This window comes from Halalkalibacter sp. HAAS-P014 (assembly GCF_056619965.1).
In genome coordinates, this window is record NZ_JBWQTV010000035.1 from 1 (window position 1) to 12,796 (window position 12,796).

The 12,796-nt window shown below is 41.0% G+C and carries 10 protein-coding genes; 1 reads left to right on the forward strand and 9 read right to left on the reverse strand.

Features of this window, described 5'->3' with window-relative positions; genetic code table 11:
• Window positions 1-386: 386 nt before the first annotated feature.
• From AC1FXZ_RS21410 to AC1FXZ_RS21420, 3 genes are all read right to left on the reverse strand, one after another.
• On the reverse strand, window positions 387-1,295 hold the full coding sequence (locus AC1FXZ_RS21410) for a sulfurtransferase (protein WP_480057467.1): 909 nt from the start codon (window positions 1,293-1,295) through the stop codon (window positions 387-389).
• A gap of 119 nt (window positions 1,296-1,414) precedes the next feature.
• Window positions 1,415-2,599: a formate-dependent phosphoribosylglycinamide formyltransferase gene (gene purT / locus AC1FXZ_RS21415; protein ID WP_480057469.1), complete on the reverse strand. Its 1,185-nt coding sequence runs from the start codon at window positions 2,597-2,599 to the stop codon at window positions 1,415-1,417.
• 121 nt (window positions 2,600-2,720) lie between these two features.
• Complete coding sequence (locus AC1FXZ_RS21420) at window positions 2,721-4,034, reverse strand: alkaline phosphatase (RefSeq protein ID WP_480057471.1); 1,314 nt, start codon at window positions 4,032-4,034, stop codon at window positions 2,721-2,723.
• A gap of 373 nt (window positions 4,035-4,407) precedes the next feature.
• Between AC1FXZ_RS21420 and AC1FXZ_RS21425 the strand changes: the two genes are divergently transcribed.
• Window positions 4,408-4,758, forward strand: a complete 351-nt coding sequence (locus AC1FXZ_RS21425) for a hypothetical protein (RefSeq protein WP_480057473.1) — start codon at window positions 4,408-4,410, stop codon at window positions 4,756-4,758.
• 57 nt (window positions 4,759-4,815) lie between these two features.
• Here the strand turns inward: AC1FXZ_RS21425 and AC1FXZ_RS21430 are convergent, their stop codons facing one another.
• The 6 genes from AC1FXZ_RS21430 to AC1FXZ_RS21455 all read right to left on the reverse strand — a co-directional run bounded on the left by AC1FXZ_RS21430 (window position 4,816) and on the right by AC1FXZ_RS21455 (window position 12,475).
• The gene (locus AC1FXZ_RS21430) at window positions 4,816-5,880 is read right to left on the reverse strand and encodes an ABC transporter substrate-binding protein (protein ID WP_480057475.1); all 1,065 of its coding nucleotides are present in this window, start codon (window positions 5,878-5,880) and stop codon (window positions 4,816-4,818) included.
• Between the two features lie 19 nt (window positions 5,881-5,899).
• Window positions 5,900-6,766, reverse strand: coding sequence for an ABC transporter permease (locus AC1FXZ_RS21435; RefSeq protein ID WP_480057477.1), 867 nt, complete (start codon window positions 6,764-6,766; stop codon window positions 5,900-5,902).
• A gap of 5 nt (window positions 6,767-6,771) precedes the next feature.
• The gene (locus tag AC1FXZ_RS21440) at window positions 6,772-7,539 is read right to left on the reverse strand and encodes an ABC transporter ATP-binding protein (protein ID WP_480057479.1); all 768 of its coding nucleotides are present in this window, start codon (window positions 7,537-7,539) and stop codon (window positions 6,772-6,774) included.
• A gap of 334 nt (window positions 7,540-7,873) precedes the next feature.
• On the reverse strand, window positions 7,874-9,262 hold the full coding sequence (fumC, locus tag AC1FXZ_RS21445; RefSeq protein WP_480057481.1) for a class II fumarate hydratase: 1,389 nt from the start codon (window positions 9,260-9,262) through the stop codon (window positions 7,874-7,876).
• Between the two features lie 232 nt (window positions 9,263-9,494).
• Complete coding sequence (locus AC1FXZ_RS21450; RefSeq protein ID WP_480057483.1) at window positions 9,495-9,848, reverse strand: hypothetical protein; 354 nt, start codon at window positions 9,846-9,848, stop codon at window positions 9,495-9,497.
• A 17-nt stretch (window positions 9,849-9,865) separates the two neighbouring features.
• Window positions 9,866-12,475 (reverse strand): hypothetical protein, encoded by a 2,610-nt coding sequence (locus AC1FXZ_RS21455; RefSeq protein WP_480057485.1) that lies wholly within the window; start codon window positions 12,473-12,475, stop codon window positions 9,866-9,868.
• Window positions 12,476-12,796: the final 321 nt, after the last annotated feature.

Sequence of the window (12,796 nt, forward strand, 5' to 3'; positions counted from 1 at the left end):
AATAATTCGGATGAAATTTGCCCTATCGGGTAAATTTCTACGTTGGGATTTTCTTGAAAATCCCTGAGATATCATGTATCTCTATTTCGCTTGGCTTTTGTTCAGTTTTCAAAGAACTCATGCGATGTCACTTGTTTTAGCGACATTTATTATCTTAACACACCTCTAAGTTCCATGCAACAACTTTTTTCAGGAACTTTATTGTTGTTTATTCGCTTCTAAAGGTTTTCGTTGAAGCGACAAAAATTAATATACCATTTCTTTAAAAGGAATGCAATAGTTTTTTTATAAAAACATTACACAAATAAATATACCACATCATCGCTATCAATAAACATAAGGGGATGTGCCAAAAGGTACTGTACTTTACCTTTTGGCACATCCCTTTAGCTATCCATCTTACTAGGGTTTTCAATTGGTGTTGTGGGATCGTTGCCCCACTCTATCCAAGAACCTTCATATAAAGTTATATCTTTATACCCCATTAACCTTAATGTAAAGTACATATGAGAAGCTCGCTTTGCCTTATGGCAATAGACTACAATCTTTTTATCTTCGCTTATCCCTGCATTAAGTAAGAGTTCTGCAATTTCGTTAGGTGTTTTAAAAAAAGGAATGCCGTTTTCTTCTATTATAATCTTCCACTCAAGATTAACCGCTGTCGGAATATGGCCTCCTCTTTTAGCCAATACTTTTTCTCCCGAATACTCCTCTGGTGAACGAACATCCATGAGAATAATACCCTCTTTTCCAATAGCCTTCTTCACAAAATCTTTATCAACCATCTTATTTTCCTTAATACTAGCATGAAAATTCCCTTTTTCTTTCGCTACGACTTCCTTTGATACTTTTTTCTGTTCGGATTCCCAAGCTGAAAAGCCTCCATTTAGTAAATGTACCTTTTCATGCCCGTAGTATTCTAACGCATAAAATAATCTAGTGGCTGCTGTATCTTTCCCTTCATCATAAATTACGATGGTTTGATCGTTTCGTACACCTAGCTCATTCATTTTCTGCTCAAATTGTTTTTTTGCGATTAAATACCCTTCAATAGAATGTTTTTCATCGATGAGTTCATCCATATTGAAATGTACAGCAGTTGGAATATGTCCAGTTTCATATCCGTTTTCGCGCACATCAATTATGTAGATATTTTCTTTTCCAACATTCTCCTCCAGCCATATTGATTGAACTAATAGATGTGAGTTTGGATAAGTCTTCGATGCGTATCCCTGATCAGCTAATCCATTCACAGACGCTATCATGATTACAATAATCATTAAAAGCTTTCTCAATTCTTCACACTCCTCTAAAAATTATCATCATTATTATGTCTCCGTTTCATCAATCTTACTTCAAGATTTGTATATTTATTTAATATAAAAAAGGACTACCTAAGTAGCCCTTCCTTGCGTTATTCATTGTGATAGATAATTTTTATTTTTGATGCTGCCTCATCTGCACGTTTAAGAGCATGATCGACCGTTTCATCCGTACTTAGAGCAACTGCTATTCGGCGCCCCACTTTCGTTTCCGGTTTTCCAAACAGACGAACTTGGGTATTTTTTATCGCCAATGCTTCTTCTAGACCTGAAACTTGGTAAAGAGAACTTTCTTCCCACGATTTAATAGCATGACTTGCTCCCGGTGATAAAAGCTGGATATCTGTGATTGGAAAACCTAAAATAGCTCGTACATGTAACGCAAACTCTGATAGGTTTTGTGTAGCCAAGGTAACTAACCCTGTATCATGGGGACGAGGGGATACTTCACTGAAATACACCTTATCCTTAGTCAAAAATAATTCCACACCGAACAATCCATAACCACCTAGAGCGTCTGTAACTTTTTTTGCAATTGCTTGTGCTTCTCTAATTTGAGCTTCATTCATCTGGTGTGGCTGCCATGATTGAATATAGTCGCCATCCTTTTGAACATGACCGATTGGAGAACAATAAGATGTACCAGAAACTGAACGGACCGTTAGTAATGTTATTTCTGATTCAAAATGAATAAATTCTTCAACAATCACTCTTGTGCTTTTCCCACGTGCACCTTCGATTGCAATATTCCAAGATGTCTCGATCTCGTCTTCTGAACGGCAAACACTCTGCCCTTTTCCTGATGAACTCATTAAAGGCTTGATGACACAAGGAGTACCTATTTTAGCGACAGCATCCTTTAATTCATCATAAGAATCCGCAAACTCATAGCCAGCTGTTGGAACGCCCAGCTTTTCGCTAGCCATTCTTCTAATACCTTCACGATCCATTGTTAGCTTTGTTGCAGAAGCAGTCGGAACAACGTTATATCCTTCTTTCTCTAAATCAACAAGCACTTGCGTTTGAATAGCTTCAACCTCCGGAACAATTAAGTCTGGATTTTCTTGTTCAATAACCGAACGCAATTTCTCGGGATCGAGCATATCAATAACATGAGAACGATGCGCTACTTGCATAGCAGGTGCACTAGCATAACGATCTACAGCAATCGTTTCAACCCCTAATCTTTGTGCTTCAATTATTACTTCTTTCCCTAATTCTCCTGATCCAAGTAACATTATTTTTTTTGCTAACTTTGTTAATGGCACACCATACATATTTTTATGCTCCCCCATCAATTTTAGTTTCTATCTAATAATAACGTTAAGATGGGAGATTAGACAAGTAAAAATCACAAAATAAACGAACAATATTACAAATAACGTTATTCATTATTCGTTAATCACCAAATTCTATCCCCATCGCCTCGGCCATTTTTTGAGGAATATCAGTATTATCAATTCTCCCACTGAATTGATCAGACATCGGTCCAAAAGTATAGATAGGCACATCAGCTCCTGAATGAACATTCGTGAGCCAACCAACATACGCATGTTTGCTAATGATGTTATTTATTTCTATAGGGACATGCTTTTCATCAGCCTTTCTAATTCGTTTCATTTCAGCTTTCGTTAGCGATAAACCCGTATACTTTTTTACAATGTCTTTAACATTCTTTCGCTTTTCATCTAGTTTGGAAGCGATAAAATTTCCTGTTGCCTGTACGTCTCTTACTATTTCAGTATTAGCGAAGTATTCATTGTAACCCCCAACTGACATCCCACCCGTATCATGATCACCCGCAATCACAACCAAAGTGTCTTGATCTTCTTTGGCAAACTCAATTACTTTTTCAACCGCCTCCTCAAAAGCTTTCACCTCATTCATTGCCCAAACTACATCGTGAACATGGCCAGCTCGGTCAATCTGACTTCCTTCTACCATTAGGAAAAAACCGTCATCGTCGCGCTTTAAAATATCAATTGCTGATGTTGTCATCTCTGCTAAAGTGGGCTCGTCTGTTATTCTTCGATCAATAACAGGTGTAAGATCAACTTCAGCAAATAGACCTAACACTCTATTCGTTTGCTTATGGTCTTCTAATAGTTGTTTTTTCGTCTCGACATAATGATAGCCTCTCTCTTGCGCTTCAACTATTAGATTTTCTTGTTTTTGCAAGCCACCTTCAGATATGGGAAGAAAATGAAGTTTACCTCCCCCAAGAAGAACATCCACCTTATCAATTAATTGTTTCGCAATATCAGCTTCTTTTTCTCTTGAATCGACATGCGCTCCAAAGGCAGCAGGAGTTGCATCAGTAATTGCTACAGTCGCTACCAGACCAGTTGCCTTTCCTTCTCTACTCGCAGCCTCAAGTATCGTCTGACGTTTTTCACCTTCGGGCGAGACACTGATCATTTTATTATTTGTTTTCAAACCTGTTGCCATTGCTGATCCCGCTGCAGCTGAGTCGGTAACCCAACTATTTGCCGAATGAGTTTGTACCATTCCTGTTAGCATAGGATCTAAAATCGTCTCTTCCCCTTTAAAAATACGATAATTTGTAGCATAGCTAGTAGAAAATCCATCAGGAATCATAAAAATTACGTTTTTAACTAATTGTTCTTCTCCTAAAGTGTCATTCGTTACTAAACCAAATCCTAGAAACAGGACGCAGCCTATTATAATTGCAACTTTTTTAATAAAACTCATTTCGTTATTAGCCTCCAATTACATTAAACTAATTGAATTATTTGTTCTTCAGGACAAAATTATGAGTGATTACATAATTTTCACAGCAATATGAAAGTTTTTTGTTCGAACAACTCGATTGATGTCTGTTAACGTAAAATCCTTGTCGAATATTTGTTCGTAGTTATCCACTTTATCCACAATTTCATTGTTGATAACTAGTCCAATGTAAAACAAGCACCCGGACGACTTAGCAATCGTATAGGCTTTTTCATTAATCGTAAAAAAATCGGGCCTTCACCCATTCCATATTCAGCTAACTCCCATAGGCTAAAGTGAAAATGAAATATGAACCTTTAGGCTGCAACACTTAGATTGAGAGGAGCGAATTTACATGTATAGAAGTTATCAACCTGGTTATTATTCACCCGCGGATACAAGATTCGGACCTGGAGCTATCGGACCATTAGGAGCTGGCATCTTAGGAGCTGGATTAGGCTTTTTAGGTGGGCAGTTAGTCGGCCCTGGATTCGGCACTGGCTATCCTGCTGGGGGTTTTGGTGGTTTTGGATACCCTGGCTTTGGTGGTTTCGGTCACCATCATGGACATCATTTTCATGGCCACCATCACCATCACGGACACTTCCACCACGGACATCATCACCATGGGCACCACCACCACGGACATCACCATGGCTATGGCGGTTTTGGAGCATTCCCTGGATATGGACCACGCCCATTCTAAATTTAAACTAGAAAAAGATGGTGCTATTAACGCACCATCTTCTTCCCTTCCTTATTCTTATTTCTCGCTTAATACTTCTTCAAGTAAATCAAAGTTAGTATAGTCTTCAAACTCGGGAATCTTAGGAATATTATCCATATCCTTCATGAAATTTGCAATGATTTCTGACCCTTCACGCATATCATCAGTCACCTCCATAGAATATATATTTCTACTCATAACTTCAGCAACTTGTTCTCTTGTAAGATTTTGAAGTTTTTCATCTAAAATATCAATTGCCTCTTCGCGGTTATCATTAATAAAATCAGTTGCTCTTGATAATGCATGTAAGATCGCTTTAACTGTATTCGGATTTTCTTCTAAAAATTGCTCTGTCACTTGGAAAGTGGAATAAAATTGCATCCAATCAACGTCACCTTGCTTCTCAGGCATTTTCGATATACGTCCACTAAATAGGAACTCTGCTCCTTGATCCATTCCAATTGTAATCCACGGTTCCCATGCTGCCATCATATCTATATTCCCATTATCTAAAGCAGCTATTTGATCTGTTGGCGCCATATTAATGAATTCCACAGTATCTAAGTCTACTCCAAGTTCATCAGCCATATTTTGTACCGCAACTGAAACACCTGCGCCTTGTACCATGCCAATTGTTGCCCCTTCAATGTCTTTTGCACTATTAATCTCATAATCTGGATGTGCAATTACAGCCTGTGTTCCAGAAACGTTTGCCATTGGTGCTACAATAACATTCGGTACATCAACAGCACTTAAAGAAATATTTGTAATAGTTGTTTCAAAACTTAATTGAGCGTCACCACTTGCAATTAGTGGACCAATATCAGGACCAGATTGAACAATATGGTTTGTCACATTCAACCCCTCATCTTCAAAAAAGCCCATCTCTTCGGCAATAATTTGTTGCGCCGACACCTGAGTATCAATAACCCCATACATTGTTACTTCATTTACTTCTAATGCACCACTTTCACTTTCTGTATCCTCGGTAGGTACCGGTGCCTCGGTACTTCCCTCTTCACTTGAACAAGCAGACATTAACACAATCGAACTAATGGCCATAAGAGCTACCTTCCATTTCGCAAGTCTGTTTTTATTCATCATATTTCATCCCCTATCGCTATTTTTGTACTGCGTCATTTATTTGAGTTCCTTGCTTCCATTTAAATAACCTTGACTCAATTACACTTAATAGAAAAGCAAATATGAAATATAATACACCAATTAGAGCAGCAGCCAAGAACATGTTATCCATTTGGAAGAAGTTTCTTGAATCAATAATCAAATATCCTAATCCAGAGTAAGAACCGATCATTTCAGCTACTACCATTGCTGAAAACGAGATCGCCAATGTAACACGCATACCTACAAAAATCGGTGGCAGCGCAGAAGGTAAAATGACTTTAGAAAAGACTTGTCTCTGATTAGCACCAAGCGCCATCGCCGAACGAATCAAGGATGGGTTCACATTTCGAATTCCGTCTACTGTATAGGCAATCATCGGAATAGCTGTTGCATATGTAATTAGAGTCAGCTTCGACAACTCTCCAACGCCCATCCAAATAATAAAGATCGGTAGCAAAGCAAACGGTGGAATTGGACCAATCATATTAATTAGTGGGTCTAGAATGTTTTGTATTACCTTAAATTTAACAATCAAAAAGGCTAAAATAACCGCAATTATGACCCCTAACACAAAACCAATTCCTAAACGCCAAGCACTAGACCAAATATGACTAAAGAGTTCACCTCTCCCATGTAAATGAAGAGCAGCCTCTACTACGGCAACCGGGGTGGGAAGAAACACTGGGTTAAACCAGCCGTAAGTAAGGTTTACCATGCCAACCACTTGCCATAAAACAAAGAAACTAATAATAGTAATAACACGACTCACTCTATCTTTATCCCATAACGAAAATATTTTTGAGCGTTGACTAGGTACAGGATCCAACCTCATTGACGTTTTCGTATTTTCAATTGTTGCCATTACTATCACATCCCTTCTGCTTTTGACATTATCGGAGTATCTTCTATTAATATTGTTTCAAGATAAGAAACCAGTTCACCAAATTCCTTATGTTTCACATCACGTGGTCTTATCATTTTCACTTCTTCATTTGCTACGACAACTCCCTCTTTCATAACAAGAATTCGATCTGCTAAATATACTGCTTCAGAAATACTATGGGTGATAAATAAAACCATTGTTTTAAGCTCCATCCAAATCGAAAGTAATTCTCGTCGCATTGTCTCACGTGTCAAGATATCCAGTGCACCAAACGGTTCGTCCATCAATAAAATCTCCGGTTCATTAGCTAACGCTCTAGCAATACCGACTCTCTGTTGCATCCCCCCAGATAATTGACTTGGATACTGATCTCTAGCTGCCGATAATCCAACTAACTGTAAATATTCCTCTGCTTTTTTTAAAGATTTTTTCTTACTCAAACCTTGTAATCGAGGACCAAAGGCAATGTTTTCGATCACTGTATGCCATGGAAAGAGGGCATGCTCCTGAAAGACAACTCCTCGCTCCTTTGATGGTCCATGAATCGATTGGTTATTAACCATTATTCGACCTTCATCAGGTTTTATAAATCCAGCAATCATATTTAAAAGAGTGGATTTCCCACAACCACTATGACCCAATATACAAACGAACTCATGTGGTTTTATTTCAAAATCAACCCCATACAATACTTGTTTTTCTTCTCCTTTTGAACGATATGTTTTTGCTACATTTGTAACGCTTAAGCTCATCATGTTCACCCCTTATTAGATTGATCGAATCCATTACTGTACTGTGACTTCAAGCTGATTGTATTTTCTGATAACTCTTTTTGTATAACCTCATAATAAGGCGAATGAAACATCAAGTCATTGTAGAGCTCGCACAAAGAATTCACTACTCTTTATTTAAAAGAACTAATTCCTTCTCAAATCGACTCCTGTGTAAGCGATTTCATCCACTCTATTAGTCGCTCGTCCCCTTCTTTTCACACAGTTCAAAGTTTTGTGTAAGATAATATAACGATAAAAAGGGGTCAGACACCACTTTACTTACTTAAAGCGGTGTCTGACCCCCTTCTCTACTCTATTCTGTTGGGTGTACCATTTTTGGGGGTTGAACAATTTCGTTAAATTGATCCTCAGACAGAAATCCTGTTTTTAAGGCAGCTTCTTTAAGGGTTAAGCCTTCTTGGTGAGCCAATTTAGCAATTGATGCAGCTTTTTCATAGCCGATATGAGGATTTAAAGCTGTTACAAGCATCAGAGATTGATCAACTTTTTGTTTAATCACGTCAATATTGGCTTCAATACCAACAACACACTTATCATTAAACGAATTGATTGCATCTGTAAGCAACTGTACCGATTGCAAAAAATTATAAATAATCACTGGTTTAAACACATTAAGCTCAAAGTTCCCTTGGCTCGCTGCAAACCCAATTGACGCATCGTTTCCCATCACTTGGCAGACTACCATCGTTAAAGCTTCACTTTGAGTCGGATTTACTTTACCCGGCATGATTGAACTTCCAGGCTCATTTGCTGGAATGGTAATCTCCCCAATACCCGAACGAGGTCCACTAGCTAACCACCTGACATCATTAGCAACTTTCATTAAGTCAGCCGCAAGCGCTTTTAATGCCCCATGTATATAAACAAGCTCATCGTGGCTCGTGAGTGCATGGAATTTGTTTTTTGCTGACAAAAAGGTCCGATTCGAAATCTGACTAATCTCCTCTGCCATGAATTCTCCAAATTGCGGGTGAGCATTAATCCCTGTCCCAACGGCTGTTCCTCCAATTGCTAATTCCCTTAATGATTCCATACTTTCTTTAATCATACTTTCAGCTTTTTCTAACATTCTGTGCCAACCACTAATTTCTTGTCCGAGTGTTAATGGCGTAGCATCCTGAAGGTGAGTTCGACCTATTTTAACAATGTCATCGAACTGGTCTGATTTTGTTTTTAATGTATTTCTCATTTTTGAAATAGCTGGTAACAAATCTTCTTCTAGCTTAATAAGGCTTGCAATATGCATCGCAGTCGGAAACGTATCATTTGAACTTTGGGATTTATTAACATCATCATTCGGATGAACACGCTCCTTTATCCCTTGCTCTTCTAATAATTGATTCGCCCGATTTGCAATGACTTCATTAACATTCATATTTGATTGTGTCCCACTACCTGTTTGCCACACTTTTAAAGGGAAGTGTTCGTCAAGTTTTCCAGCAATAATCTCATCTGCTGCTGTAACAATCACTTCTGCTTTCTCCTTGCCGAGTTTATTTAGCTTCTGATTGACAATTGCTGCACTTTTTTTCAAAATCGCAAATGCACGAATTACATCTACTGGCATTTGTTCAATACCGATGTTGAAATTTTCACTACTTCTCTGCGTTTGCGCGCCCCATCTTTTATTTGCGGGTACTTGAATTTCTCCAATTGTATCTTTCTCAGTTCTATATTGCATCGAAGCCCTCCTCATTTACTTTACTAACTACATCATCCTATTCATTATCGTCAACAAAATTCGCTTTATTACAACTACGAGTTTTTTTAAACAAACCATTAATTAAACCATTAATACCTTTATATTAATGGTTCAATTGAAGTCTATACCCTCAGAGCTCTACATTTATGTAAAAGACTACTGCCAAAGTACATAACTTTCACCTTTAGCAGCAGCCCTTATAACCCAATATTTATTTAAAGCGTATTTCTACGTTATACGGTCCTCTATTTTTAGAGGATACTCCAACACCCGATCCCCCTCTTTCTTGAACAATCTCAAACACAACTTTTTTTGTAACGTTCGTTACGTCTATTTTATAGATTTTTTCTTCTCCAGCTCTTAGTGTATCTCTATCTTTTATATTATCCTCAATATAAATTGGTAACAGCTCTTTTTGATCTGAATTTTTAAATTCTTTATCATAAGCATTCATTGTAAATTTACGACTAAAGTCTGCATTTTGATTTACAACCTTTACATAAATCATGTTATCTACCGCTCTTTTCACAGGGATCGAACAGCGTGAAATATTTCTTTTTGACATACTACCTCCTCCAAATTCTATGATTGATTATCGTTTTTAAGAGAATTAATAGCATCTATCACTGCTCTACGATTGCCATTTTCTTGTTGAAGTAACGACTCTAATGTGTTTTGTAAATTTGCAATCATCGGTTGAAGATTTTCTGGATTTCCATTTCCATTCCCATTTAAAGCTTCATAGAGCGTAATTGTAGATAGAATCACCGCAATAGACGTAGCTGCATTATCATTAAAAATAATATTTGTGTTATTACCTGTAGTAAGTTGATTGTTGCCTGCTTCTGCAGTTATTGTGTTGCCCTCAAAATTAGCCGTAGATGTTGATTCGGCCTCTGCCTCTGCTTCCGCTTCTGCTTCCGCTTCGGCTTCTGCTTCTGCTTCTGCCTCTGCTTCTGCTTCTGCCTCTGCTTCTGCCTCTGCTTCTGCTTCTGCTTCTGCTTCCGCTTCGGCCTCTGCTTCTGCTTCTGCCTCTGCTTCTGCCTCTGCTTCGGCTTCTGCTTCTGCCTCTGCCTCTGCTTCTGCTTCTGCCTCTGCTTCTGCCTCTGCTTCCGCTTCTGCTTCGGCTTCTGCTTCTGCTTCTGCTTCTGCCTCTGCCTCTGCTTCTGCCTCTGCTTCTGCTTCTGCTTCTGCCTCTGCTTCTGCCTCTGCTTCGGCTTCTGCCTCTGCCTCTGCTTCTGCTTCTGCTTCCGCTTCTGCCTCTGCTTCCGCTTCTGCTTCGGCTTCTGCCTCTGCTTCTGCCTCTGCTTCTGCTTCGGCTTCTGCTTCTGCCTCTGCTTCTGCCTCTGCTTCCGCTTCTGCTTCTGCCTCTGCCTCTGCTTCCGCTTCTGCTTCGGCTTCTGCTTCTGCTTCGGCTTCTGCCTCTGCCTCTGCTTCCGCCTCTGCTTCTGCCTCTGCTTCTGCTTCCGCTTCTGCCTCTGCTTCTGCCTCTGCCTCTGCCTCTGCCTCTGCTTCCGCTTCTGCTTCGGCTTCGGCTTCGGCTTCCGCTTCTGCTTCGGCTTCCGCTTCGGCTTCTGCTTCTGCCTCTGCTTCTGCCTCTGCTTCTGCTTCCGCTTCGGCTTCTGCTTCTGCTTCTGCTTCCGCTTCCGCTTCTGCCTCTGCTTCTGCCTCTGCCTCTGCTTCTGCCTCTGCCTCTGCCTCTGCCTCTGCTTCTGCTTCCGCTTCTGCCTCTGCTTCTGCTTCTGCTTCTGCTTCCGCTTCGGCTTCTGCCTCTGCTTCTGCCTCTGCTTCTGCTTCCGCTTCTGCTTCTGCCTCTGCTTCTGCTTCCGCTTCTGCTTCTGCCTCTGCTTCTGCTTCGGCTTCCGCTTCCGCTTCTGCCTCTGCTTCCGCTTCCGCTTCTGCCTCTGCTTCTGCTTCCGCTTCTGCTTCTGCCTCTGCTTCTGCTTCTGCTTCTGCTTCTGCCTCTGCTTCTGCTTCCGCTTCTGCTTCTGCCTCTGCTTCTGCTTCTGCTTCTGCTTCTGCCTCTGCTTCTGCTTCGGCTTCCGCTTCCGCTTCTGCCTCTGCTTCTGCTTCGGCTTCGGCTTCTGCCTCTGCTTCCGCTTCTGCTTCTGCTTCCGCTTCGGCTTCTGCTTCTGCTTCCGCTTCTGCTTCCGCTTCTGCCTCTGCTTCTGCTTCGGCTTCTGCCTCTGCCTCTGCTTCCGCTTCTGCTTCGGCTTCCGCTTCTGCCTCTGCTTCTGCTTCCGCTTCTGCCTCTGCTTCGGCTTCTGCCTCTGCTTCTGCTTCCGCTTCTGCTTCTGCTTCCGCTTCTGCCTCTGCTTCGGCTTTCGCTTCTGCCTCTGCTTCTGCTTCGGCTTCGGCTTCTGCCTCTGCTTCTGCCTCTGCTTCCGCCTCTGCTTCTGCCTCTGCTTCTGCTTCCGCTTCTGCCTCTGCTTCTGCCTCTGCCTCTGCTTCTGCTTCTGCCTCTGCCTCTGCTTCCGCTTCTGCCTCTGCTTCTGCCTCTGCTTCCGCCTCTGCTTCTGCCTCTGCTTCTGCTTCCGCTTCTGCCTCTGCTTCTGCCTCTGCCTCTGCTTCTGCCTCTGCCTCTGCTTCCGCTTCGGCTTCGGCTTCGGCTTCGGCTTCGGCTTCGGCTTCCGCTTCGGCTTCTGCCTCTGCTTCTGCCTCTGCTTCTGCTTCCGCTTCTGCTTCTGCCTCTGCTTCTGCTTCGGCTTCCGCTTCCGCTTCTGCCTCTGCTTCGGCTTCTGCTTCTGCTTCTGCTTCGGCTTCCGCTTCTGCCTCTGCTTCCGCTTCCGCTTCTGCCTCTGCTTCTGCTTCCGCTTCTGCTTCGGCTTCCGCTTCTGCCTCTGCTTCGGCTTTCGCTTCTGCTTCTGCCTCTGCTTCCGCTTCTGCTTCCGCTTCTGCTTCTGCCTCTGCTTCTGCCTCTGCTTCCGCTTCTGCTTCTGCTTCTGCTTCTGCTTCTGCCTCTGCTTCCGCTTCTGCTTCTGCCTCTGCTTCTGCTTCTGCTTCCGCTTCTGCAATCGCTATCGCATTAACTAGCTTTTCCTCTACCTTTTTAAGCTTAGCTTTCAGTTTCTTCTTTTTCTTCTTACCACCTTTTTCTTTGTCAAGCTTTGCTAAACATTCAAGTAGATCTTTCTTTTCTTTCTCATACCTACTAATCTTTTTTTGCAGATCAGAATAATTGCTATTACTCATTTAAATTCCTCCTTTCGTAATTACTTGTATAATAAGCAGCCAAGCTACTTTTGCTATAGGAGATATCATTAATTTTCTTTTAATGACTCGAATTCAAACGATTGACTATAGTTTATTAACCTATCTTTCTAACTTGTATAACGTTTCTTTATTTCAATATCTATGAATAGGCAAAAAAAAAGTTTCTCCTCATAAGGAGAAACTCAGGCTGTTGAGAAAGTTTTCTCAACAGCCTGTTTTTTTGCGCAGACTAATCCGATTATTCAGGTAATTATAGTATAATATAGATAAGAATAATCGTGAGGTGATCCATATGTTACG